This is a genomic window from Stenotrophomonas sp. SrG, from assembly GCF_050031795.1.
In the GTDB taxonomy this organism is placed as follows: Bacteria; Pseudomonadota; Gammaproteobacteria; order Xanthomonadales; family Xanthomonadaceae; genus Stenotrophomonas; species Stenotrophomonas rhizophila_A.
On the sequence record NZ_JBNBBE010000001.1, the window covers coordinates 347865 to 371418 of the forward strand.

General features: G+C 67.4%; 21 protein-coding genes. 16 read left to right on the plus strand and 5 right to left on the minus strand.

What is annotated here, in order from left to right; translation table 11 throughout:
- Positions 1 to 59: 59 nt before the first annotated feature.
- Complete coding sequence (locus ACQG3P_RS01485; protein ID WP_068851775.1) at positions 60 to 1250, plus strand: methyl-accepting chemotaxis protein; 1191 nt, start codon at positions 60 to 62, stop codon at positions 1248 to 1250.
- A 98-nt stretch (positions 1251 to 1348) separates the two neighbouring features.
- Positions 1349 to 1606 (plus strand): hypothetical protein, encoded by a 258-nt coding sequence (locus ACQG3P_RS01490; protein WP_426804002.1) that lies wholly within the window; start codon positions 1349 to 1351, stop codon positions 1604 to 1606.
- Between the two features lie 144 nt (positions 1607 to 1750).
- Here ACQG3P_RS01490 and ACQG3P_RS01495 read toward each other — a convergent pair whose 3' ends face one another.
- Positions 1751 to 4555 (minus strand): bifunctional diguanylate cyclase/phosphodiesterase, encoded by a 2805-nt coding sequence (locus tag ACQG3P_RS01495; protein ID WP_426804003.1) that lies wholly within the window; start codon positions 4553 to 4555, stop codon positions 1751 to 1753.
- Between the two features lie 143 nt (positions 4556 to 4698).
- Here ACQG3P_RS01495 and ACQG3P_RS01500 point away from each other — a divergent pair, with 143 nt between their 5' ends.
- Together ACQG3P_RS01500 and ACQG3P_RS01505 are read left to right on the plus strand one after the other, a co-directional pair.
- Positions 4699 to 6801, plus strand: coding sequence for a PAS domain S-box protein (locus ACQG3P_RS01500; protein ID WP_068851766.1), 2103 nt, complete (start codon positions 4699 to 4701; stop codon positions 6799 to 6801).
- 3 nt (positions 6802 to 6804) lie between these two features.
- A complete protein-coding gene (locus ACQG3P_RS01505; protein WP_426804004.1) occupies positions 6805 to 8562 on the plus strand; it encodes an EAL domain-containing protein in 1758 nt (585 codons plus the stop codon).
- A gap of 178 nt (positions 8563 to 8740) precedes the next feature.
- On the opposite strand, the gene ACQG3P_RS01510 is transcribed toward ACQG3P_RS01505, so the two are convergent.
- The 4 genes from ACQG3P_RS01510 to flgA all read right to left on the minus strand — a co-directional run bounded on the left by ACQG3P_RS01510 (position 8741) and on the right by flgA (position 11396).
- Positions 8741 to 9970, minus strand: a complete 1230-nt coding sequence (locus ACQG3P_RS01510; RefSeq protein WP_179197305.1) for an ATP-binding protein — start codon at positions 9968 to 9970, stop codon at positions 8741 to 8743.
- Between the two features lie 44 nt (positions 9971 to 10014).
- Complete coding sequence (locus ACQG3P_RS01515) at positions 10015 to 10353, minus strand: flagellar protein FlgN (RefSeq protein WP_093532818.1); 339 nt, start codon at positions 10351 to 10353, stop codon at positions 10015 to 10017.
- On the minus strand, positions 10350 to 10652 hold the full coding sequence (flgM, locus tag ACQG3P_RS01520) for a flagellar biosynthesis anti-sigma factor FlgM (RefSeq protein WP_068851758.1): 303 nt from the start codon (positions 10650 to 10652) through the stop codon (positions 10350 to 10352). The genes ACQG3P_RS01515 and flgM overlap by 4 nt, the downstream gene beginning before the upstream one ends.
- Before the next feature lie 81 nt (positions 10653 to 10733).
- Positions 10734 to 11396 carry a flagellar basal body P-ring formation chaperone FlgA gene (gene flgA, locus ACQG3P_RS01525; protein ID WP_068851755.1) on the minus strand — a complete coding sequence of 221 codons (663 nt, stop codon included), beginning with the start codon at positions 11394 to 11396 and terminating at the stop codon, positions 10734 to 10736.
- A gap of 105 nt (positions 11397 to 11501) precedes the next feature.
- Between flgA and ACQG3P_RS01530 the strand changes: the two genes are divergently transcribed.
- The 12 genes from ACQG3P_RS01530 (at position 11502) to flgL (ending at position 23377) form a co-directional block, all read left to right on the plus strand.
- On the plus strand, positions 11502 to 12446 hold the full coding sequence (locus tag ACQG3P_RS01530) for a chemotaxis protein (RefSeq protein WP_068851752.1): 945 nt from the start codon (positions 11502 to 11504) through the stop codon (positions 12444 to 12446).
- A gap of 306 nt (positions 12447 to 12752) precedes the next feature.
- Entirely contained in the window at positions 12753 to 13148 is a 396-nt protein-coding gene (flgB, locus tag ACQG3P_RS01535; RefSeq protein ID WP_068851748.1) for a flagellar basal body rod protein FlgB, read from the plus strand.
- Positions 13149 to 13151: 3 nt separating this feature from the next.
- Positions 13152 to 13559 (plus strand): flagellar basal body rod protein FlgC, encoded by a 408-nt coding sequence (gene flgC / locus ACQG3P_RS01540; RefSeq protein ID WP_068851745.1) that lies wholly within the window; start codon positions 13152 to 13154, stop codon positions 13557 to 13559.
- Positions 13560 to 13585: 26 nt separating this feature from the next.
- A complete protein-coding gene (locus tag ACQG3P_RS01545) occupies positions 13586 to 14266 on the plus strand; it encodes a flagellar hook capping FlgD N-terminal domain-containing protein (RefSeq protein WP_093532817.1) in 681 nt (226 codons plus the stop codon).
- Positions 14267 to 14297: 31 nt separating this feature from the next.
- On the plus strand, positions 14298 to 15521 hold the full coding sequence (flgE, locus tag ACQG3P_RS01550) for a flagellar hook protein FlgE (RefSeq protein ID WP_095364314.1): 1224 nt from the start codon (positions 14298 to 14300) through the stop codon (positions 15519 to 15521).
- A 35-nt stretch (positions 15522 to 15556) separates the two neighbouring features.
- Positions 15557 to 16309: a flagellar basal body rod protein FlgF gene (locus tag ACQG3P_RS01555; RefSeq protein WP_068851737.1), complete on the plus strand. Its 753-nt coding sequence runs from the start codon at positions 15557 to 15559 to the stop codon at positions 16307 to 16309.
- A gap of 105 nt (positions 16310 to 16414) precedes the next feature.
- Complete coding sequence (gene flgG, locus ACQG3P_RS01560) at positions 16415 to 17200, plus strand: flagellar basal-body rod protein FlgG (RefSeq protein WP_068851734.1); 786 nt, start codon at positions 16415 to 16417, stop codon at positions 17198 to 17200.
- Between the two features lie 22 nt (positions 17201 to 17222).
- Entirely contained in the window at positions 17223 to 17915 is a 693-nt protein-coding gene (gene flgH, locus ACQG3P_RS01565) for a flagellar basal body L-ring protein FlgH (RefSeq protein WP_068851731.1), read from the plus strand.
- An 8-nt stretch (positions 17916 to 17923) separates the two neighbouring features.
- Positions 17924 to 19066 carry a flagellar basal body P-ring protein FlgI gene (locus ACQG3P_RS01570; RefSeq protein WP_426804005.1) on the plus strand — a complete coding sequence of 381 codons (1143 nt, stop codon included), beginning with the start codon at positions 17924 to 17926 and terminating at the stop codon, positions 19064 to 19066.
- On the plus strand, positions 19066 to 20289 hold the full coding sequence (locus tag ACQG3P_RS01575; RefSeq protein ID WP_426804006.1) for a glucosaminidase domain-containing protein: 1224 nt from the start codon (positions 19066 to 19068) through the stop codon (positions 20287 to 20289). The genes ACQG3P_RS01570 and ACQG3P_RS01575 overlap by 1 nt, the downstream gene beginning before the upstream one ends.
- 8 nt (positions 20290 to 20297) lie before the next feature.
- Positions 20298 to 22175, plus strand: a complete 1878-nt coding sequence (gene flgK, locus ACQG3P_RS01580; RefSeq protein ID WP_426804007.1) for a flagellar hook-associated protein FlgK — start codon at positions 20298 to 20300, stop codon at positions 22173 to 22175.
- Complete coding sequence (flgL, locus tag ACQG3P_RS01585; protein ID WP_068851723.1) at positions 22172 to 23377, plus strand: flagellar hook-associated protein FlgL; 1206 nt, start codon at positions 22172 to 22174, stop codon at positions 23375 to 23377. Before flgK ends, flgL begins: the two co-directional genes overlap by 4 nt.
- Positions 23378 to 23554: the final 177 nt, after the last annotated feature.

Sequence of the window (23554 nt, forward strand, 5' to 3'; positions counted from 1 at the left end):
TCCTAAAGCAAACGGGGGTACGGCCGATACATCATCCGTGCACCTCCCCGAGAACGTCCATGTACTCACGCCTCTTCACTAGTCTGGCCGCCCCCCTGGTCCTGACCCTGCTGCTTCCCTTCGCCATCGGCTTTGAATGGCCGGCCGCCCTGCGCTGGGCGATCCTGACCACGATGACGCTCAGCTGGCTGGGGTTCGCGTGGTGGACCGCCCGCGCCCAGACCCAGCGCTCGCCCGAGCATGCCCGCATGATGCGGGAACAGGACCAGCTGCTGACCGAGCTGCGCTCGTTCGTCGGCAACGAAATCGACGGTTCGCGTGGCGAAATCGAACGCGCCCGTGACCTGATCCGCCAGGCCGTGGCCGGCCTGGGTGGCAGCTTCGATGCCATGAACCGCAAGTCCCGCCAGCAGAGCCAGGCACTGGCCCGGATCGTCGACCGCGCCGGTGAAGACGGCGGCGCCGGCGTCGACGTGGCCCGTTTCGCCCAGCACGCCAGCCACCGCATGGAACAGCTGGTGGAAGCGCTGGAACAGGTCAGCGGCCAGAGCAGCAACACCGTGCAGCACATCGACCAGATGGCGCAGCACCTGGATGGCATCTTCGCGCTGCTGGAAGACGTCAAGTCGATCGCCGACCAGACCAACCTGCTGGCGCTGAACGCGGCCATCGAAGCAGCCCGTGCCGGTGAAGCCGGTCGCGGCTTCGCGGTGGTGGCCGACGAGGTGCGCAACCTCTCCGAGCGTTCCACCACGTTCAACGAGCAGATCCGCAAGCTGGCGCACAGCTCCAAGGACGCCATCGCCAAGGTCCGCGAGACGGTCTCCAACATGGCCTCGCGGGACATGGACCGCTCCCGCGAAGCGCGTCACGAAGCGGCGGCCATGCTCGACAACGTGGCGCAGATCAACGCGTCGCTGGGCGAAGGCATGCGCGAGATTTCCGAGTGCGGCCGTGCCATCGACAGCAGCGTGGCCGAAGCCGTGCGCGCCCTGCAGTTCGAGGACATCGCCACCCAGGCCCTGGGCGGCGTGCACACCCACCTGGACCGCCTGACCTCGATCAACCGTGAAGCGGTCGGCCTGCAGGAACTGCTGCACCGTAACGGCGGCGTGTTCGATGCCGAAGTGGCCACCGCGCTGCAGCGTACCGGCAACCGCCTGCGCGAAATGCGCAGCGAATGGGAACGCCCGCCGCACAAGCCGGTGAGCCAGCAGAGCATGGCAGCCGGTGCGGTTGAACTGTTCTGACCTGCCATTCGTGCCCGCAACGGCATTCCACGAGGGCCCCGGCATTGCCGGGGCTTTCGTGCGTGTAGCACCCTGACCCATCTGCTGAAGACTGCCGCATGCTGTTGAACGCCGCCCCCTCCCAATTGATTCCTGCCGGTAACGGCGCGTCGCCCGACGCTGCGGGCGACGTCATGCCCCCTGCTCTGGCGCCCGTAGTGCCGAAGAGCGGGCGTGCGCTGTTGGCGGCGCTGGAACAACAGGCGCAACGGGAACTGGCGGGAATGATGGCGACGGCACCGGCGGCACCGCCGCTGGATCCCGCATTGGCGGGATTGGCGTGGGACCTGGGACTGAGCGGAGAAAGTATTGGTTGATACGGGTCCCGATGGGCCCGTAACAATACGTGGATCGGAATCAACCCACCACAGGCCGGTCAACGGTCATGGACACGACGGCATCGGGATCATCAACGGGCAACGGACAGCGGTAGCGCCGGCCGTTGGCCGGCCCACGCCCCGTCAGGGGGCGACGGGAATCCGCAACGCGTCACCCGCCGGGGCGGCAATCGCCTGCATCTGTCCGCCACCGTGCTTCAGCCACTGGGCCAGGTCACGCGGGGTCAGCGGGCGCGAATACAGGTAGCCCTGGATCTCATCGCAGCCCTGGCGGCGCAGCATCGCTTCTTCCTGCTCGGTTTCCACGCCTTCGGCCACCACTTTCATGCCCAGCGCGTGGCCCAGGTGCACGATGGCCTGGGTGACCTCGGCGGTACCGGCATCGTGGAGCATGCCCTGCACGAAGCTGCGGTCGATCTTCAGGCGGCCCACCGGGAAACGGTTGAGGTAGTGCAGGTTGGAGAAGCCGGTACCGAAGTCGTCCACCGCCAAGGGCACGCCGTGCCGCTCCAGTACATCGAAGCAATGCCGCAGCACGTCGGTGTCACGGATCAGCGCCGATTCGGTCAGCTCCAGTTCCAGCCGCTGCGGTGCCCAGCCATGGGCGTGGCAGATGTCGATCACCCGCTCGGCAAAGCCGCGGTCACGCAGCTGCACGGCCGACACGTTCACCGCGATCCGGTCGAACACCAGCCCTGCCCGGTCCCAGGCGGCTGCCTGGCGGCAGGCTTCGGCCAGCACCCAGTCGCCGATGCGCACGATCTCGCCGCACTTCTCGGCAATGGGAATGAACTCGGCCGGACTGCAGTAGCCAATCCCCGGGCGGTGCCAGCGCAGCAGCGCCTCGATGGCCGGCGGCTGGTCCTGCGCGGCATGCAGCAGCGGCTGGTAGGCCAGGCTGAATTCTTCGCGCTCGATGGCGCCCAGCAGCGCGTGCTCGATCTCCAGCTTGCGCTGGATCCGCAGCAACGCGTCCTGGCTGTAGTACTGGTAGGTATTGCGCCCCGCTTCCTTGGCGGCATACATGGCCGCATCGGCCGCGCGCAGCAGGGAATCGAAATCGGTGCGTCCTTCGTCGAGCATCGCAATGCCCACGCTGGCGCCCACCTTCAAGGTGGTGTCACCGCGCTGCAGCGGCTCGGCCAGCGATGCGATCAGCTTGCGCGCCACGTGCCCGGCATCTTCCGGATCGGCCAGGTCGCGCAGCACCACGATGAACTCATCGCCGCTGAAGCGCCCGAACAGGTCGGCGTTACGCAGGTTCTGGTGCAGCCGCGCCGCCGCTGCCTTGAGCAGCGCATCGCCGGTGGCGTGGCCGAAGGTGTCGTTGATGGTCTTGAAGCCATCCAGGTCGATGAACAGCATCGCCAACGGCGCGCCGCGATCGCGCGCTTCCTCGATGGCGTCGGCGGTCTGCTCGCGCAGCAGCATGCGGTTGGGCAGGCCGGTGAGCAGGTCATAATGGGCCAGCAGCTCGATCCGCTCGTTGGCTTCGCGTTCGCGGGTGATGTCACGGAACAGCACCACGAAGCGGGTTGGCAGGCCGTCGCGATGGTCCAGCTCGACCAGCACCTGCACCCAGACGCGCAGCCCGGACTGGCGGTAGAAACACAGGTCCAGCTGTTCGGGCAGGCCGCCGGCGGCAATGCGCGCCAGTGCGGCCTCGAAGGCATCGCGCGAATCCTGCGTGTACAGCGCCAGCGCCTGGTCCAGGGTGATCGGTTCCTTGCGCAGCCCGTGGATGCGGTAGCACTCCTCGGTCCACTGCATGTGGCGGGTGGCCACGTCGATCTCGCAACCGCCGATCCTGCCCAGCGCCGAGACCCGGTTCAGCAGCTCGGTCCGCCAGCGGATGAGCGCATCGGTCTGGTGCTGTTCGGTGATGTTCTGGACCTGGCCAAGCAGGCGCTGGATGCGCCCGTCCGGGCTCAGCAGCGGCTGCATCCACAATCGCAGGTGCAGCGCGCTGTCGTTCCCGCGCGGAAGCTCCAGCGCCAGCGTGCTGGGCTTGCCATCGCGCAGCATGCGCCGCCAGGCCTGCCGCAGCAGGCCGCGCGAACGCGGTTCCAGCAGGCGCAGCCAGTGGCGGCGACTGCTCAACGGGGCATCGCCCACGCCGAGCAGCGCCCGGAACTCCGGCGACCACCAGAACTGGCGGCTGTCCGGATCCCACGACCAGCTGCCCATGCTGGCGATGCGCTGCGCCTCGCGCAGGTGCACCTGCTGCTCCAGCAGCAGGGCTTCCATCTGTTTCTGTGCCTGGATGTCGGTGTGGGTGCCGACCATGCGCAGCGGCTGTCCGTCGACGGTTCGGGCCACCACGCGGCCGCGATCGAGCACCCAGCGCCACTCGCCTTCGGGATGGCGCAGGCGGTACTGGGCGGTGTACACCTCCCCTTCGCCGCGCAGGTGCGCGTCCAGCGCCGCGCGCACCGCAGCCTGGTCATCGGGATGCACAGGCGCCAGCAACGCCTGGCCGGCGTCCGCCGCCGCGTGTTCGTCCATGCCGGCCGGCACGTCATGCCAGCGCTGCGAACGGGTCACCGCGTCGCTGGGCAGGTCCCAGTCCCACAAGCCGTGTCCGGCGTGGTCCAGCGCCACTTCCCAGCGGCTGCCCGCGTAGGCGGCCACCGGTTCGGGCACGCTCAGGGTGAAGGCCAGCAGGTTGCCGTCGGCGTCGTGCACGGCGCGCATCCAGCCATCGAAGCGTCCACGGGGCCCGCCCGGCAGCTGGCAGGGCACCAGGCCGCCATCGGCGGCCAGCAGCCGCAGGTCTTCCAGCAGCTCGCCGTAGGCCGCCACGGTAGCCGGCAACCCATGTTCGCGCGCGGCCGGATTGGCGGCGAGCGGGCGCCCGGTCCGGTCCAGGATGACCAGGGCCGAGGCCAGGGGGTGCTGCAGCAGACTCGCGATGATGCCTTGGTCCACGCGGTATGACTCCGATAACGCACCCGACAGCCGGGAACGCAATCGTTAGCGGCTGTTCTGGTCGATAGTTGAGCCTCGCGTGCGCCCGGGGCGTCCCAGCCACTACTATGGACCGCCCACCCAACCCCTTCCCGTCGCGCCCCATGCCTGTCGTCCCGCCCGGCCCGCCCGCACCGCACCGTCGTGACCACCCGCTCGCCCAGGCCCTGCGCCGGGATCGCTGGCGGGTGGTGCTCGGCTATCTGGTGCTGGCGCTGGTGTGGATCCTGTGCAGCGACGCCGCCGTGCAGGTGCTCACCGCCGACCTGGCCACGGCCGCGCGCTGGCAGACCGCCAAAGGGGCGTTCTTCGTCATCCTCAGCGGCGCGCTGATCTACCTGCTGCTGCGCCCGCTCGCCCACCACGTGCTGCAGACCCACGCGAAGCTGGAGCACTCCGAGCAGCGCCACCGGCAGCTGTTCGAGGGCAATCCCGGGCCGATCCTGGTGTACGACCTGGACACGCTGGAGATCCTGGACGTCAACCCGGCCGCGTGCAGCCTGTTCGGCTGGACGCGCGAGGAGTTCACTGCCCTGCCGATGACCGCGCTGTGGCCACCGGGTGACGAAGCAGTCCTGGCCGCCAAGCTTGAGCAGATCCGGGCCCAGCCGGACCAGCTGTGCGTGCTTACCGCCGACCTGCTGTTGAAGGACGGCAGCCCACGGCGGATCGAAATGCGCAGCAACTACCTCGATTACGCCGGCCGCCCGGCGCGGCTGCTGATCGCCATCGACCGGACCCGCGAAGACCAGGCGCTGCGCCGCCGCGACCAGGCCCTGGCCCGTGTCGAGGAAGCCCATGAAATGGCCCGGATCGGCGCGTGGGAAGTCGACCCCGCCACGGGTATGGGCCAGTACTCCAACCAGGTCTACCACCTGCTGGGCCGGCGCCCACCGGAAGCGCGGCGCTGGCACCGCTTCGACGAGCTGCTGGTGCCGGCCGATCCGTCCACCGCCGCACTGAGCGAACAGCTGCTGCAGGACATGCGGGGCGAGCAGGTGCAGATCGACGTACTGCTGCCGCTGCTGGCCATGGACGGTCGCGCCTTGATGGTCCACCTGCGCGCCGAGAGCGGCACCGACGACGCCGGGCGCCCGCGCGTGTTGGGCACCCTACAGGATGTAACAGAGCGCGAACACTCGCGGCGCCTGCTGCGCGAGCGTGAGGAGCAGTTCCGCGAACTGGTCCGGGTGCTGCCCGACGGCGTGGTGATCCTCTCCGACGAACACGTGCTGTATGCCAATGCCTGCGCCGCGGCCCAGTTCGGCTACGGGCAGCACACGCTGCTGGGCGAGCCGCTGTCGGCGCTGGTCGCCGCCACCGACCTGTCCCGGGTCCGCGCGCAGCTGTTCGCCACCATTCCCCTGCCCAGCAGCGGCAGTGAAGTCATCGGCATGCGCCGGCTGGACGGCGAAGGCTTCCAGGCCGGGCTGGCGGTGGGCGAGGTGCGTTACGGCGGGCGCAACTGCAAGCTGTTGATCGTGCGCGACCTGAGCGAACCCGAGCGTATCCGCGAGGCGCTGGAAACCAGCAACCGCGAGCTGCAGGCCATGGCCGGGCGCCTGTTCTCGCTGCAGGAAGACGAGCGCCGCGCGATCTCGCGCGACCTCCACGACGATATCGGCCAGGCCATCACCGCCATGAAGCTGTCGGCGTATGCGGCACAGGATGAAGCCGATCCGCAACGGCGCGGCGAGGACCTGGAGCAGATCATCCAGCTGGCCGACACCACGGTGGGCAAGCTGCGCGACATCTCCACCCTGCTGCGCCCGCCGCAGCTGGATGCACTGGGCCTGGAGGCGGCGTTGCGCTGGCAGGCCGGGGTGCTGTTCCGTTCCTCGCCGATCGAACTGCTGGCCGACATCGCGGCGCTGCCGCGACGGCCGCAGGGTGAGATCGAGCAGGCCTGTTTCCGCATCGCCCAGGAAAGCCTGACCAATGTGCTGCGCCATGCGCGCGCCAGCCAGGTGCACCTGACGCTGCAGGACGTGCAGGACCATGGCCTGCACCTGCAGGTGCGCGATGACGGCGAAGGTTTCGACCCCGACGGCCCGCGCGGGCTGGGCCTGATCGTCATGCGCGAACGCGCGCAGAGCGCCGGCGGCACCCTCAAGATCGAGTCGGCGCATGGCGCCGGCACCCTGGTCGACCTGTTCCTGCCTTATCGCAGCGATGGTGTGGCCACCCCCGATACCGTGGAATATTGAGTGATGTGGAACCCTTCCCTGCCCCTGGTCAGCATCGAGGACGCGCCGCCCCGGCTGGGTGCCGGCAATCCTGCGCTGCAGGCGATGGTGGCCGAGGCCGCCTCCGGTGGCACGCCGTTGATGCTGATGCACGTGGATATCGACCACTTCGCGTCGGTCAACGAGAACATGAGCGCCGAGGTCGGCGATCAGGCGCTGGTGCTGGTGGCCCAGCGCCTGCAGCACCACCTGCGCGGGCGCGGCAAGCTGTGGCGGCATGGCAGCGATGAATTCCTGATCGCGGTACCGCGCACCGCCGACCTGCCGCTGCCGGACGACCTGGCCGAAGAGATCCGGCAGCAGCTTGAGCTGCCCCTGTCTGTGCTGCCGTATACGCTGTTCATGACCGGCAAGCTTGGCGTCAGCCTGTGTCCGGAGCATGCGACGGAGACCTCGCGCCTGCTCGACCATGCCGAGGACGCGCTGTACCAGGCCGCCCGCGAGGGCGGCAATGCCGTGCGCATCCACGCGGTCAACACCCCGTCCAGCGCGCACAGCGAGAGCATCATCGCGCGCCAGATTGTGGACGCCATTCCCAATGGCGAGCTGAAGCTGCGCTACCAGCCGCTGGTGAGCGCCCGCGATGGCCACGTGGTCGGGATGGAGGCGCTGCTGCGCTGGCAGTCACCGACGCTGGGCATGCTGGTGCCGGAGCGTTTCATGCGCACCGCCGAGCGGCTGGGCATCATCGTGCAGATCGGCACGTGGGTGCTGGAGGGCGCACTGAAGCAGGCCAGGCTCTGGCGGGACCTGGGCTTCGATGACTTCACCATCGCGGTGAACGTGTCGACGCTGCAGCTGCTGCGTCCGAACTTCTTCGGTGAGGTGATGGCGCTGATGCAGACCGCCGGGGTGCCGGCTCACATGCTCACGCTGGAAATCAACGAAAGTGCGCTGACCAACAACGTCAACTTCGTGCACGAAACGCTGGTGAACCTGCGCAACGAAGGCATCAGCCTGAGCCTGGACAACTTCGGCACCGGCGATTCCAGCCTGAGCGCGCTGGTGCGCTACCCGGTAGACAAGTTGAAGATCGACCGCAGCTTCATCAAGAGCGCGCCGGCCGGAAACCGCGAGGCGGCCATTGCGCGCGCGATCATCGCCATGGGCCACCAGCTGGGCATGACGGTGATTGCCAACGGGGTCGAATCGCAGGCGCAGCTGGGCTTCCTGCGCCGCAATGACTGCGACGTGTTCCAGGGGTACCTGTTCGGCGAGCCGATGTCGGCCGACGCGGCGGGCATGACCCTGCGCCGGCGCTACCTGCGCCCGGAAGCGTTCGCCGAAACCCGCCCGGACCGCACGCTGCTGCTGCTGGACGACGAGGAGAACGTGCTGCGTTCGCTGGTGCGCCTGTTCCGCCGCGATGGTTACCGGATCCTGGCGGCAGGCAACGTGCGCGATGCGTTCGACCTGCTGGCGATCAACGATGTGCAGGTGATCCTGTCGGACCAGCGCATGAGCGACATGAGCGGCACGGAGTTCCTGGGCCGGGTGAAGATGCTGTACCCGGACACGATCCGGCTGGTGCTGTCGGGCTACACGGACCTCAACACGGTCACCGACGCGATCAACCGCGGCGCGATCTACCGCTTCCTGACCAAGCCCTGGAACGACGACGAGCTGCGCAAGCACATCCACCAGGCATTCCGCACGCACGAAGAACAACGCCGCGCCAATACTGCCCAGCCGGTGGCTATTCCTTCGCCGGAGAGCGAGTAAAAAGCAGCGTTTCGGTTGCTACGTGCTGGGGAGGGCGACGGGCAGCCCACTCCCCTCACAGTTTGTCGCGGGCGGTAACAAACAGCAGGCACGCACTGCGCTGGTAGAGTCGGTTCCCAAACGACTGCCGTGAACCCAGCAACGCCCGGTAACGCATGAAAATGATCGGGACTGCGCTTTACCGCGGCTGCTTGATCGGCAACACCAACCGGAACCGTGACCCGACGCCCGGGGTGCTGTCCAGGTCAATCCGCCCGTGGTGTTTGTTGATGATGCTGTAGGAGATCGACAGCCCCAGCCCGGTGCCGCTACCCACCGGCTTGGTGGTGAAGAACGGGTCGAAGATGCGCTGGCGCAGGTCCGGCGAAATGCCGCCACCGGTGTCTTCGAATTCCACCCAGACGTAGTCGCCGTCCACGCCGGTGCGCACGGTGATGGTGCCGCGCTCGGCGATGGCGTGGCCGGCATTGAGCAGCAGGTTCATGTAGACCTGGTTGAGCTCGGACGGCAGGCATTCCACCAGCGGCAGCTGGCCGAACTCGCGGTGCAGCGTCACCTTGTACTTGAGCTCGTTCCAGATGATGTTGATCGTGGACTCAAGACCCGAGTGCAGGTCGACGAGCTTCCACGATTCGTCGCGGCCCGAGTACGAGAAGTCCTTCAGGTCACGCACGATCCGGGTGACCCGCTCGATGCCTTCGCGTGATTCGGCCATCAGCTGCGGCAGGTCGCGGCTGATGAAATCGATGTCGAAGCGGTTGCGGATATCGTCGATTTCGGGAATCAGCGCCTTCGGGTCCGGCGCGCGCAGTGCCCGCTCATAGGCTTCGATCACGGTGAACAGGCTGCGCAGGTATTCCTGCAGGCTGCCCAGGTTGGAGTGCACGTAGCCGATGGGATTGTTGATCTCGTGCGCGACGCCGGCGGCGAGCTGGCCGATGGAGGCCATCTTTTCCGACTGCAGCAGTTTTTCCTGGGTGCCGTTGAGGCGCAGGTAGGCCTGGCGCAGCTCGGCGTGGCGCTGCTGCAGCTCGCGTTCGTAGTCTTCCTGGCCTTCGATGCGCCGGAACAGCGCCAGGTAATGAAGCCGGCCGGCGTCTTCCTGCTGGTAGACATGCGCGATGACCATGCGTTCGCCCACGGGCAGGCTGCCGTTCCAGTGGCCGTGCAGGCGCGCATGCTCCAGCGCATCGGGCGGCAGCAGCTGGCGCAGCCATTGCGCGGGATCCACGCCGGCATCGATCTCGGCCTGGCCGAGCATGCCGCGCACGGCGGCGTTGGCCACGGCCACGCTGCCGTCATCACGGAACAGGAGCACGCCTTCGTTGATGCGCTCGAACAGCGCAAGCAGAACCGGCTGCGGCGGCAGCGGTGCGGTGACAAAAGTGGTGGGCGCGGTCACGGTCACATCGGGGCAGTCGAAACAGGTGCCCACTATATCCGTGTTGGCGCCTAGGCGACCGCCAGCGGCCTGCGCGTATGCAGGGTATTGGCCTGGCCCTTGGCGTCGTACGCCGAGGAGGCTTCGCTGCGGCCCAGCTGGCGCAGTGCCCAGTTGACCTCGCGGCGGCGGCGCGCCAGCAGCACGCCGTTGGCGCGGTTGCGCTCGGCCAGCTCCTGCAGGCGTTCGTTCTGCCCCACCGGCAACACCTGCTCCAGCGCACGCAGCGCATCGAGCTTGGCGCTGGTGGCGCGGATCAGGGACTGGACGTCATGCTCCACCAAGGCCTGGCGTTCGACGTCCAAGGCATCGCTGAGGCGCTGCAATGGCTCGCTCATGGCCAGCTTCATTTCTGCAGCTGCTGGTCCAGCTCAAGCATGCGCGAGGCGATCGCGTCCGGATTGATCTTGTAGGTGCCGTTCTGCAGCGACTCGCGCACGGCCTGCACGCGGCCGGCATCGATCGCCGGGGCGGTGCTCAGTTCGCGCTGCAGCGCCTGCAGGCTGGTGGCCTCGCCGGTCAGCTTCAGGCTGTCGGCCGCTTCCACCGGCCGCGCCGGGGCATCGGTGCTCACGCTGGGCTTGTTACCCGGCGCAATGCTGCGCAGATGGGCGGTCGCCTGCAGGTTGCCGTCGATTTTCTGGCTCATGGGTTGTCCTGGGAGTTACGGTTCACAAGGGATAACGGCACGGGGGCCGGCATCTTTAGGAGATTTTGCGTGCTGGAGTGGTCAGCGCGTCACAAAAACGTCGCCGCTGGCCGCCACCGTGCCCTGGACCACCTTGCGTGACGACAGATTCTCCACGGATACGCGTTCATTTTCACCTGCATCGGCCAGGGCCTTCCCCGCCACCCGGACCTCGACCCCGCCAAAACGGGAGACCAGGGCGACGCTGTCGCCGCGGCGGATGAGACGCTGGGCGACCAGGTCGTTGGCCGACAGCAGGCTGCCGGCACTCAGCGTACGCCGCGCCACCCGCCCCACCGCCACGGCCGGGTCGGCCAGGGCGGCACCGGCAATGCGGGCCACGTCTCGCTGTGCCGTGGTGATATCGGCCACCCCCAGCGTTTCTCCAGCGGCAATGCCCCGATTGAGGATCAGCACGGTCTGGTTGCGGCGCACCTTCACCGGTACGAACAGGCGCCAGCCACCCGCGTCGGGGCAGCTGACCTCCACAGTGCTGGTGCCGGTGGGCTGGGCGCGCAGGTCCTGGCCGCAGGCCGGCAGGCGCAGCGCCGAATCCAGGGTGGTGTCGCCTTCGCTGCCCGCCGGCAACGTGGACAGCGCGGCGGCGCGGATGCTGTCCACCGGCTGCCAGCCGCCAGCGGCCTGGGCGTGCGGGGACGCACCGGCCAACGCGATCAGCGCGACAACTATAGGAAGGATACGCATGGCGGCTCCGGGGCAAGGCACATGCGCAGCACCCTGCAAGGGCCGTGCCGTTCATGCACGGCGCGCGGCGCTCAAGTGATTGCCAATGCCGCCGATACATCCCCCATGTCACATGACCTGCTCAACCGCATCGACCAGCGCACGCGCCTGGCGGGCCACAACCGCCTGGCCCTGCTGCTGTTCCGCCTTGGCGGACGTCAGCTTTTTGGCGTCAACGTGTTCAAGGTGCAGGAAGTCCTGCGCCGGCCGGACCTGTTCCAGGTACCCGGGCTGCCCAGCCAGTTCGCCGGCGTGGCCGACGTGCGCGGCCGCTCGGTACCGGTGCTGGACCTGGGCCTGGCGATCGGCCACCCCGAGCGCGAGCCGGACGCCGACAAGTCGCCGGGCTACCTGGTGGTGACCGAATTCAACCGTTCGATCCAGGGCTTCCTGGTCAGCGGCGTGGAGCGCATCGTCAACATCGCGGTCGAAGACATCCACCCGCCGCCGGAGCTGGGCGCCGAATCGAGCTACCTGACCGCCGTCACCCGCTTCCAGGGTGAGCTGATCCAGGTGATCGACGTGGAAAGCGTGCTGGCCGACATCGCCCAGGTGCGTGGCGAGGCCGTGCTGGACCCCTCGATGGCGCTGCCGGCCGACGCCCCGCAGCTGCAGGTGCTGGTGGTGGACGACTCGCGGGTTGCCCGCCAGCAGATCCGCAGCGTGCTGGACCAGCTGGGCGTGGGCGCCACCCTGCTCTCGGACGGCAAGCAGGCGCTGGACCACCTGCTGCAGATCCACGCCGCCGGCGAAAACCCGGCCGAGCGTTACGCCATGGTCATTTCGGACATCGAAATGCCGGCCATGGACGGCTACACCCTGACGACGGAAATCCGTCGCCATCCGGGCCTAGCCGGCCTGTACGTGCTGCTGCACACCTCCCTCTCGGGCGTATTCAACAACGCCATGGTCGAGCGGGTCGGCGCCAACGCCTTCGTAGCCAAGTATTCCCCACACGAACTGGCCGATTTCGTGCTGGATCGCCTGCGCAAGGTCGCCCTGGCGGCCTGAGGCAAAAGCAGCGGCTGGATTGCTGCGGGCAGGGTCGGGACGGGTGGCCGGCGCCTTGTTGCCCTTGCCTTGCTTGCCTGGCCGCTGACGCAATGTTGATTGGCGGGCGGCGGCAGCCCCTGACGGGACCGTAGAGCGCCATGGATGGCGCGAACGAGCCCCCATGGATGGGTTCACGGCGTGTCCCGGCAGGGGCTGCCGTCGCCCGCCTCGCAGGAGCAATGAACAGCCGCTCTTCAGCTGGCCAATCATTATTTCTGGCATGCCGCTTGCACCACTCCCCACATCGTCCCGTGGGAGAGCGCCATGCCCAACCTGATTTCCGACTATCTGGGTGTCCATGCCCAGGCCATGCCGTTGCGCGAGCAGCGGATGAAGCTGATTGCCAGCAACCTGAGCAATGCCGATACCCCCGGGTACAAGGCCCAGGACCTGGACTTCGATGCCGCCCTGCGCAACGCCCAGGGTGCCGACAGCAACGGGCTCATGCGGACCACCAATGAGCAGCACTTCAGCATCGGCGGTGGGCTCAACCCGTTCCAGATCACCAAGGAAGGCGTGCAGCCGAGCATCGACGGCAATACCGTCGATCCCGATGCCGAGCGCGCCGCCTATGGCCGCGCCGCGCTGGAATATCGCGCCTCGCTGAGCTTCGTCGAATCCAAGGTGCGCTCCATGCTCACCGCGATCACGGGGCAATAAGCCATGAGCAACCTGCCCATCTTCGATATCGCCGGCTCCGCGCTGCAGGCCCAGTCCGTGCGCATGAGCACGCTGGCCTCCAACCTGTCCAACGCCGACACCGTCGCCGGCTCGGCCGATGCCGTGTACAAGCCGCTCGAACCGATCTTCCAGTCGGTCACCAGCCGCACCGACCCGAACATCACCACCGTCCAGGTGAAGGAAATCAGCCAGAGCAACGCCGCGCCGATCAAGCGCTACGAGCCCGGCCACCCGCTGGCCGATGGCGATGGCTACATCTACCAGCCCGATGTCGACCCCGTCGCCCAGATGGTCAACCTGATCTCGACCTCGCGCAATTACCAGGCCGGCGTGGAGATGCTCACCACCGCCAAGGAACTGGCGCTGGCCACCCTGACCATGGGTCGCTGACCCTTCTTATTGCAGGACATACCGTCATGAGCAGCACCAGCGGCGTCGGCAACACCGACATCTACAGCGCCTTGGGCCTGAACGCACCCAACAGCAGCACCACCAAGAAGAAGGACACCCTGGACCAGGCCGACTTCCTGCGCCTGATGACCGAACAGCTGCAGCACCAGGATCCGCTCAAGCCCATGGACAACACCCAGATGGTGGCGCAGATGGCGCAGCTGTCGCAGGTGCAGGGCATCAATGACCTCAACAGCACCGTCCAGGGCTTCCAGGAATCGATGGCCGGCGACCAGGTGCTGCGCGGCGCGGCGCTGGTCGGCCATGACGTGCTGGTGCCCTCCACCAAATGGCAGCTGGAAACCGAAGGCGATACCAGCGGCATGGTCGCTGCGCCCGGCGCCGGCTACGTCACCGTGGACATCACCGACGCCAACGGCGTGAAGGTGACCCAGCTCAGCGTGGAAGCCAAGGAAGCCGGCGAAGTGACCTTCAACTGGGATGGCAAGGATGCCAACGGCAACCGCATGGCCGCCGGCAGCTACACCATCGCCGCCACCCACACCGACAGCGCCGGTACCCAGACCAAGATCAACACCTACGTCGAAGCACCGGTGGAAAGCGTCACCGTCGGCTCGGACGGCCTCTACCTCAACCTCAAGGGCCTGGGCACGGCCCCGATCGACTACGTGCTGCGCGTCAGCTGAGTCCCTTCGTCACGCATCCAAGGAGAATCCCATGGGCTTCAACATCTCGCTGTCCGGCATCAATGCCGCCAATGCCGACCTGAACGTCACCGCGAACAACATCGCCAACGTCAACACCACCGGCTTCAAGGAATCGCGCGCCGAGTTCGCCGACCTGTTCTCGGCCACCAGCTATGGCCTGTCCAAGAATGCAGTGGGTTCGGGCGTGCGCCTGACCAACGTGGCCCAGCAGTTCTCGCAGGGCAACAACGAGCAGACCGGGCGCAGCCTGGACATGGCGATCTCCGGCGAAGGCTTCTTCACCATGAGCATGAACGGCGCCCGCGTGTACTCGCGCGCCGGCAACTTCCAGACCGACCAGGCCGGCTACGTGACCAACCCGCAGGGTGCGCGCCTGCAGGTGTTCGCGCCCAACGCCGACGGCACCAGCTTCGACAGCGGCCGCCTGACCGACCTGCAGCTGCTCACCACCGACAGCCCGCCCAAGCAGACCGGCAAGGTCAACGTGGCGTTCACCCTGCCGGCCAACGCCAAGCAGCCGACCCTGGCCACGTTCGACCCGACCGATTCCAACAGCTACAACCAGTCCACCGGCGGCATCACGGTGTACGACTCGCTGGGCGTGAGCCACACCCAGACCTCGTACTTCGTCAAGACGGCCACCGCCAACGAATGGCAGGTCTACAACTACGTCGATGGCCAGGCCGTGGGCACCCCGACCACCCTCACCTTCAACGATGCAGGCGCACTGACCAACCCGGCCAACGGCCAGATCGTGATGGACCCGTTCACCCCGACCACCGGCGCCGGCACCCTGGCGATGACCCTGGATGTCACCGGGTCGACCCAGTACGGCGAAAAGTTCGCGCTGCGCAACACCCAGCAGGACGGCTACGCCGCCGGCAAGCTCAACGAGATCACCGTGTCCGAAGAGGGCGTGGTCTATGCCCGCTACACCAACGGCGACGACAAGCCGCTGGGCCAGGTCGCGCTCACCACCTTCAACAACTCGCAGGGCCTGGAAGCCAAGGGCAACAACCTGTGGGTGGAGACCTTCAGCTCCGGCACCCCGCGTACCGGCGCGCCCGACAGCTCCAACCTGGGCAAGGTACAGGCCGGTTCGCTGGAAGCCTCCACGGTCGACCTGACCGAGCAGCTGGTGAACATGATCACCGCCCAGCGCAACTTCCAGGCCAACTCGCAGATGGTCTCCACGATGGACCAGATCACCCAGACCATCATCAACATCCGTTGATGAGCCACTGATCGCAGCAGCACGGGAATACAACGATGGACAAGGCGCTCTACGTCGCGATGACCGGTGCACGTGCGTCCCTGCAGGCGCAGGGGACGCTGTCGCACAACCTGGCCAACACCGATACGCCTGGATTCAAGGAAGCCCTCGCCAATACCGAGGCCTTCCCGATCAAGGGTGCCGGCTACGCCTCGCGCGTGGATGCCCTGCACGTGGACGCCGGCTTCAACCGGCGCCAGGGCGCGCAGCACATCACCGGCAACGCGCTGGACCTGTCGCTGGACGCAGGCAACTGGCTGGCCGTGCAGGCGCCGACCGGGGGCGGTGAGGCCTATACCCGCGGTGCATCGCTGTCGATCACGCCCAATGGCCAGCTGGTGACCGCCGGCGGCCATCCGGTACTGGACGAGAACGGCGCCCCGATCGCGATTCCGCCGCACCAGGCGATGGACATCGGCAACGACGGCACCATCTCGATCATCCCGCAGGGCGAAGGCCCGCAGACCATGGCGGTGATCGGCCGCCTGCGCGTGGTCGCCGCCGAGGATGCGCGGCTGGAGCGCGGGCTGGACGGGTTGATGCGCAACACCGACCCGCAGCAGCCGTTCGTGCAGGCCCAGGGCAAGTCGCTGGACAGTGGCCAGCTCGAAGGCAGCAACGTCGATGCCGCCGGCGCGCTGGTGCAGATGATCCAGCTGCAGCGGCAATACGAAATGCAGGTGAAGGTGATCAAGCACGGCGATGAAAACGCCCGCAGCGCCAACTCCCTGCTGCGCCTGGGCAGCTGACCGGCCGCCCCGACGTAATTCCGGCGCGGTTGTGGCACGCGCCATGCATCAGCCAGGACAACGGCCACCCCGCGTGGCCACCCGTATCAACACAGGAACAAGGCCATGAACCAGGCATTGTGGATCGCCAAGACCGGACTGGATGCGCAGCAGACGCGCATGTCGGTGGTTTCCAACAACCTCGCCAACACCAACACCACCGGCTTCAAGCAGGACCGTGCCAGCTTCGAAGACCTGCTGTACCAGCAGGTACGCCAGCCCGGCGGTTCCTCCTCGGCCCAGACGCAGCTGCCCACCGGCCTGCAGCTGGGTACCGGCGTGCGCGTGGTGGCCACCTCCAAGAACTTCGAACAGGGCAGCCAGCAGCAGACCGGCCGCGCCCTGGACGTGATGGTGAACGGCCGCGGCTTCTTCGAAGTGCAGATGCCCGATGGTTCGTCGGCGTATACCCGCGACGGCTCGTTCCAGCGTAACCAGCAGGGCGAACTGGTCACCAACAGCGGCTATCCGGTGCAGCCGGGCATCCAGATTCCCGAGGGCGCGCAGTCGCTCACCATCGGCACCGACGGCACCATCAGCGTGAAGATGGCCGACGACGCCGCCTCGGTCGAAATCGGCGCGCTGACCCTTACCGACTTCGTCAATCCGGCCGGCCTGCAGGCACGCGGTGAGAACCTGTTCCTGGAAACCACCGCCTCGGGCCCCGCACAGAACGGCAACCCCGGCCTGAACGGCCTGGGCAGCGTGGTGCAGGGTGCGCTGGAAGGCAGCAACGTCAACGTGGTCGAAGAGCTGGTGTCGATGATCGAAACCCAGCGCGCCTACGAAATGAACGCCAAGGCGATCTCCACTACCGACTCCATGCTCGGCTACCTCAACAACAACGTCTGATCGGTTGAACCGGGAACCTGCCATGTCGCCTCTGCGCCCTACCCTTCGCCTGCTGCTCGCCAGCGCCGTGACCGCCCTGCTCGGCGGCTGCGTCATCGCGGGCGATGTGCGCCCGTATCCGGCAATGGCGCCGGTCGTGCCCGTGGTCGCGCCCAGCGCGCCGGCCACCGCCGGGGCGATCTACGCCTCGGGCCCCGGCCTGCAGCTGTATTCGGACCGCCGCGCACGTGATGTCGGCGACCTGCTGACCATCACCCTGACCGAAAGCACCACCGCGCAGACCACCGCCAACACCAGTACCGACAAGGAATCCAACCTCGCGCTGGGCACGCCCACGCTGTTCGGTGCGCCGGTGACGCTGGGCGGCAAGGACATCCTGGGCGCCAGCGCGACCGGCTCGCGCGACTTCACCGGCAAGGGCACCAGCGCGCAGAGCAACCGCCTGCAGGGCAGCGTGACCGTGACCGTGATGCAGCGCCTGCCCAACGGCAACCTGGTCGTGCAGGGGGCCAAGAACCTGCGGCTGAACCAGGGCGACGAACTGGTGCAGGTACAGGGCATCGTGCGCGCGGCGGACATCTTCCCGGACAACACCATTCCCTCCAGCCGCGTGGCCGATGCACGCATCGTGTACGGCGGTCGTGGCCCGGTCGCCCAGTCCAATGCGATGGGCTGGCTGAGTCGTTTCTTCAACTCGGCGCTGGTGCCGTTCTGAGGCTGATGATGAAATTCTTTCTTCGGTTGGTTGTTCAGCCACGCACGGCGTGGCTCTACGCGGTTGTCATCGCCGCTTCCGTTCTGGGTGTTGCGGCGCCTGCTTCGGCTGAGCGGATCAAGGACCTGGCGCAGGTGGGCGGCGTGCGCGGCAATGCGCTGGTCGGCTACGGCCTGGTGGTCGGTCTGGATGGCAGCGGCGACCGCACCAGCCAGGCCCCCTTCACCGTGCAGAGCCTGAAGAACCTGCTGGGCGAGCTGGGCGTGAATGTGCCGGCCAACGTCAATCCGCAGCTGAAGAACGTAGCTGCCGTGGCGATCCACGCCGAGCTGCCGCCGTTCGCCAAACCGGGCCAGCCGATCGACATCACCGTGTCTTCGATCGGCAACGCGGTGTCGCTGCGTGGCGGTTCCCTGCTGATGGCGCCGCTGCGCGGTGCCGATGGCCAGGTCTACGCCATCGCCCAGGGCAACCTGGTGGTGGGCGGCTTCGGCGCACAGGGCAAGGATGGCTCGCGGGTATCGGTCAACGTGCCCAGCGTCGGCCGCATTCCAAACGGTGCCACGGTCGAACGTGCCCTGCCCGACGTGTTCAGCGCTGGCGGCGAAATCACGCTCAACCTGCACAAGAACGACTTCACCACGGTGTCGCGCATGGTCGCCGCGCTGAACAACGCCTTCGGCGATGGCGCCGCGCGCGCCGTGGATGGCGTCACCGTGGCGGTGCAGTCGCCCAACGACCCGGGCGCGCGCATCGGCCTGCTGGCCCGCATTGAAAACCTGGAACTCACCCCCGGCACCGCGCCGGCCAAGGTGGTGGTCAACTCGCGTACCGGCACCGTGGTCATCGGCGCGCAGGTGCGGGTCGGCGCGGCGGCCATCTCGCACGGTTCGCTGACCGTGACGATCAACGAAAACACCAACGTCAGTCAGCCCAATGCCTTCGCCGGTGGCCAGACCGTGGCCACGCCGCAGTCCACCATCACCGCCACCAACGATGGCAGCCGCATGTTCAAGTTCAACGGCGGCAGCACCCTGGATGAGATCGTGCACGCGGTCAATGCGGTGGGCGCCGCCCCGGGCGACCTGATCGCGATCCTGGAGGCGCTCAAGCAGGCCGGCGCGCTGAGTGCCGAACTCGAGGTGATCTGATGCGCATCCAACCGTCACTGGAGCTCAATCCGGCCCAGGCCAACAGCCCGGCCAAGGTCGACAAGGTCGCGCGCCAGCTGGAAGGCCAGTTCGCGCAGATGCTGGTCAAGAGCATGCGCGATGCCAGTTTCGGCGATTCGCTGCTGCCCGGCGAAAACCAGATGTTCCGCGACATGTACGACCAGAAGATCGCCGAAGCGATGACCAAGGGCCGCGGCCTGGGGCTGTCGGCGATGATCTCGCGCCAGCTCGGCGGTGGCGGGACCGAGGCCACCAAGCCCACCGACACCAGCCTGAATCCCGCCGCGGCGCTGCGCGCCTACCGGCTCAACGCGCCGGCTGCCGCGCCGATGGCCCTGCCCGCATCCGGTGCAGCGCCTTCCGCACCAAGCGAAGTGGACCTGCTGCAGCAGCTTGGCGGGCAGGCACCGTCGGCGGTGCTGCAGCCGATGGAGCGTGCGCTGGACCTGATTGCCGGACGTGAAAGCAGCCAGATGCATGAAGCGATCGGCCGCAGCGATCCGTACGGCGCCGCGCCCGCCACCGATACGTCCGGCGAAAACTGGGCAATGGCCGACGACCGTTGGCGCGACGTCGGCACCACCGCCGCCACCACCGGCCCCAGCGCCGTGGATACGCTGGCCGGCAGCACTGCCGCCGCCCAGCTTGGCGCACATACCCCCGAAGGCTTCGTGGCCAGCATCTGGGGCCACGCGCAGCAGGCCGCGCGCGAACTGGGCGTGGACGCCAAGGCGCTGGTCGCCCAGGCCGCGCTGGAAACCGGCTGGGGCCGCAAGCTGGTGCAGCGCAATGGCGGCGGCAGCTCGCACAACCTGTTCGGCATCAAGGCCAGCGGCTGGAGTGGCGAGCGCGCCACCAGCGGCACCCACGAATACGTCGATGGCGTGCGCCGCAATGAAACCGCCAGTTTCCGGGCCTACGGCTCGGTCGGCGACAGCTTTGCCGACTACGTGAAACTGCTCAAGAACAGCCCGCGCTACCAGAACGCGCTGCAGGCCGGCGGCGATGTCCGTGGCTTCGCCCAGGGCCTGCAGAAGGCCGGCTACGCCACCGACCCCAGCTACGCGGCCAAGATCGCCGCGATCGCCGGCGGCCCGACCATCGAGCGCGCCATCGCCGCCGTGGGCGATGCCAGCCAGCGCCTGGGCCGCACCTTTGCCAGCACCGCCAGCCCCGCCGGGCTGGGGGCAATCCGTCGTTGAGGTAACCCATGTCCGTACTTTCCACCGGCACCAGCGCCCTGCTCGCCTTCCAGCGCGCACTGGCCACCACCAGCCATAACGTCGCCAACATCAACACGCCCGGCTACAGCCGGCAGAAGGTGGACTTTGCCACCGCCAGCCCGCAGAACCTGGGCTATGGCGATATCGGCAACGGCACCCGCATCACCGACGTGCGCCGCGTGGCCGACCAGCTGGCAATCTCGCGGCTGCTCGACAGCAGCGGCGAACTGGCGCGGCTGAAGCAGCTGTCTACCCTGGCCGACCGCGTGGATTCACTGTTCTCCGATACCGCCACCAATGTGTCCGGTGTGTGGTCGAACTTCTTCGACACGGTCAGCGGCCTGTCCTCCAATGCCTCGGGCACCGCCGACCGCCAGAACGTGCTGGACAACGCCGGCACCCTGGCCAGCCGCTTCAAGCAGCTCAACGAGAGCCTCAATTCGCTCAATGGCGAGGTCAACAACGGCCTGATCGCCGGCGCCTCCGAAGTGAACCGGCTGGCAGCGGAAATCGCCCAGCTCAACGGCGCCATCGGCAGCAATGCCAATACCGCCGCACCGGACCTGCTCGACCGCCGCGACCAGCTGGTGGCCAACCTGATCGGCTACACCGGCGGCACCGCGGTGATCCAGGACGGCGGCTTCATGAACGTCTATACCGCTGGCGGCCAGGCCGTGGTGGTGGGCACCACCGCCAGCAAGGTGACCACCGTCACCGACCCCTACCAGCCCGAGCGCCTGCAGCTGGCGATGGAAACCCAGGGCCAGAAGATCACCCTGGATCCGAAGAGCCTGGGCGGCCAGATCGGCGGCCTGCTCGAATTCCGCGATTCAGTGCTCACCCCCACCCAGGCCGAGCTGGGCAAGCTCGCCGTGGGCCTGGCCAGCAGCTTCAACGACACCCACCACCAGGGCGTTGACCTGTACGGCAACATGGGCGGCGACTTCTTCAACTATGGCAGCCCGCGCGTCACCGGCAACACCGGCAATACCGGCACCGCCAGCTTCAGCGCCAGCTTCGGCGACCTGTCCAAGCTGGACGGCCAGAACATCGTGCTGAAGTTCGACGGCGGTGCGTGGCAGGCCACGCGCGCCGACACCGGTGCGGCCGTGCCGATGACCGGCACCGGCACCGCCGCCGACCCGCTGGTGCTCAACGGCGTGGAAATGGTGATGTCCGGCACCCCGGCACAGAACGACCGCTTCCTGCTGCAGCCCACCGCCGGCGTGGCCGGCACCCTGTCGGTGGCGATCACCGATACCTCGCGCATTGCCGCGGCTGCGCCGATCAAGGCCGCCGCAGGCCTGAGCAACACCGGCACCGGCAAGGTCAGCGGCGTGGCCGTGGCCGACTACACCAACGCCAACCTGCGCAATCCGGCCGCGATCGTGTTCACCAGCGCCACCGAATACACCATCGATGGCACCGGGCCGTTTACCTATACCGCTGGACAGACCATCAGCGCCAATGGCTGGAGCTTCGTGCTCGATGGCGCGCCGAAGGTCGGCGACAGCTTCAACATAAGCCCCACCCCGGCCGGCTCCAGCGACAACAGCAACGCGCTGCTGCTGGCCAAGGTGGAAGACGCCAAGACCTTCAACGCCGGCACGGTCACGCTCAACGGTGCCCTGGGTGGCCTGACCACGCTGGTGGGCTCGGCCGCACGCGCGGCCGACTACTCGCTGCAGGCCCAGCAGGTCATCACCGACCAGGCACAGGCCTCGCGCGACTCGGTGTCCGGGGTCAACCTGGACGAAGAAGCCGCCGACATGCTCCGGCTGCAGCAGGCCTACCAGGCCGCCTCACAGCTGATTTCCACTGCCGACACCATGTTCCAGACCATCCTGGGAGCCGTTTCGCGATGAACAACCGAATCTCCACCGGGATGATGTTCAACCAGTCCATCTCGATGATGATGGCCAAGCAGAGCAAGATGAACCACCTGGAGCAGCAGCTGGCCACCGGCAAGAAGCTGGTCAGCGCCAAGGACGACCCGGTCGCCGCCGGCACCGCGGTCGGCCTGGACCGCGCCGTGGCCGAGCTGGACCGCTTCGCCCGCAACGGCGACGTGGTGGAAAACCGTCTGGGCCTGCAGGAAAACGCATTGGCACAGGCCGGCGAAATGATGGCCCATATCACCGAGCTGACCATCCAGGCCAACAACCCGGCATTGTCGGCGGCCGACCTGAAGTCGATCGCCTCGGAACTGAAGAGCGTGCGCGACGGCCTGCTGTCGCTGGCCAATTCCACCGACGGCACCGGCCGCTACCTGTTCGGCGGCACCGACGACGCCGATGCGCCGTTCAAGCTCAGCAATGGCGTGGTCACCTACAACGGCGACCAGACCCAGCGCCAGGTGGAAGTAGCCCCGGACACCTTCGTCAAGGACGCCCTGCCCGGCAGCGAGATCTTCCTGCGCATCCGCACCGGCGATGGCACCCTGGACGGCAGCGCGGCCGGCACCAACACCGGCACCGGCGTGCTCACCACCTTTGGCCGCGACCCGGCTTCCGGCAACTGGGATGGCGCCAGCTACACCCTGCGCTTCACCGGCCCGGACGCCTATGAAGTGGTGGATGCAACCAATACCGTGGTCAAGACCGGCGCCTTCAAGGCCGGCGAAGACATCACGTTCGAAGGCGTTTCCATGCGGATCGAAGGCGAACCCAAGGCGGGCGACAGCTTCGGGATCGGTGCGGCCGATGCCCGCGATATCTTTTCCACCCTGGACGGCATGATCAACGCGCTGGACAACGCCGCCGACGATCCGACCGCCGTGGCCCGCCAGCAGAACATCCTGCAGGCGGGCATCCGTGACGTGGCCCGTGCCTCGGAAAAGTTCATCGACGCCCGCGCCGCCGGCGGTGCGCAGCTCAAGGCCATCGACGATGCCGGCGCCCTGCGCGACGCCAACGGCGTGACCCTGAAGACCACCCTGTCGGCCATGCGCGACCTCGACTACGCCGAAGCCATCGGCCAGTACCAGCTGGAACAGATTTCCCTGCAGGCCGCGCAGACCATTTTCACCCAGATGCAGCAGATGTCGCTGTTCAACGCGATCCGCTGACATAGCGCGCACGCCGGGCGCAAAACGCCCCGCGCTGCAGGCTGTTGCGCGTGTTCCGGCCCCTGCCGGACGCGCGCAACCACCGACCATCACCCTACCCGGGTGATGTTTTCTGCGTATTTTTTCTCAAGGCTTCGCGCCAACCGCCGTTATCTCTCCTGCAACAGCTGCATCCGG

Bases quoted from the DNA above. Each gene is read 5' to 3' on its own strand.
- flgC (WP_068851745.1), top strand. From the start codon at position 13,152: ATGAGCAACCTGCCCATCTTCGATATCGCCGGCTCCGCGCTGCAGGCC.
- ACQG3P_RS01545 (WP_093532817.1), top strand. From the start codon at position 13,586: ATGAGCAGCACCAGCGGCGTCGGCAACACCGACATCTACAGCGCCTTG.
- flgG (WP_068851734.1), top strand. From the start codon at position 16,415: ATGAACCAGGCATTGTGGATCGCCAAGACCGGACTGGATGCGCAGCAG.
- flgE (WP_095364314.1), top strand. From the start codon at position 14,298: ATGGGCTTCAACATCTCGCTGTCCGGCATCAATGCCGCCAATGCCGAC.
- ACQG3P_RS01505 (WP_426804004.1), top strand. From the start codon at position 6,805: ATGTGGAACCCTTCCCTGCCCCTGGTCAGCATCGAGGACGCGCCGCCC.
- ACQG3P_RS01490 (WP_426804002.1), top strand. From the start codon at position 1,349: ATGCTGTTGAACGCCGCCCCCTCCCAATTGATTCCTGCCGGTAACGGC.
- flgB (WP_068851748.1), top strand. From the start codon at position 12,753: ATGCCCAACCTGATTTCCGACTATCTGGGTGTCCATGCCCAGGCCATG.
- ACQG3P_RS01485 (WP_068851775.1), top strand. From the start codon at position 60: ATGTACTCACGCCTCTTCACTAGTCTGGCCGCCCCCCTGGTCCTGACC.
- ACQG3P_RS01555 (WP_068851737.1), top strand. From the start codon at position 15,557: ATGGACAAGGCGCTCTACGTCGCGATGACCGGTGCACGTGCGTCCCTG.
- flgH (WP_068851731.1), top strand. From the start codon at position 17,223: ATGTCGCCTCTGCGCCCTACCCTTCGCCTGCTGCTCGCCAGCGCCGTG.
- flgK (WP_426804007.1), top strand. From the start codon at position 20,298: ATGTCCGTACTTTCCACCGGCACCAGCGCCCTGCTCGCCTTCCAGCGC.
- ACQG3P_RS01570 (WP_426804005.1), top strand. From the start codon at position 17,924: ATGAAATTCTTTCTTCGGTTGGTTGTTCAGCCACGCACGGCGTGGCTC.
- ACQG3P_RS01515 (WP_093532818.1), bottom strand. From the start codon at position 10,353: ATGAAGCTGGCCATGAGCGAGCCATTGCAGCGCCTCAGCGATGCCTTG.
- flgA (WP_068851755.1), bottom strand. From the start codon at position 11,396: ATGCGTATCCTTCCTATAGTTGTCGCGCTGATCGCGTTGGCCGGTGCG.
- ACQG3P_RS01530 (WP_068851752.1), top strand. From the start codon at position 11,502: ATGTCACATGACCTGCTCAACCGCATCGACCAGCGCACGCGCCTGGCG.
- flgL (WP_068851723.1), top strand. From the start codon at position 22,172: ATGAACAACCGAATCTCCACCGGGATGATGTTCAACCAGTCCATCTCG.
- ACQG3P_RS01500 (WP_068851766.1), top strand. From the start codon at position 4,699: ATGCCTGTCGTCCCGCCCGGCCCGCCCGCACCGCACCGTCGTGACCAC.
- flgM (WP_068851758.1), bottom strand. From the start codon at position 10,652: ATGAGCCAGAAAATCGACGGCAACCTGCAGGCGACCGCCCATCTGCGC.
- ACQG3P_RS01575 (WP_426804006.1), top strand. From the start codon at position 19,066: ATGCGCATCCAACCGTCACTGGAGCTCAATCCGGCCCAGGCCAACAGC.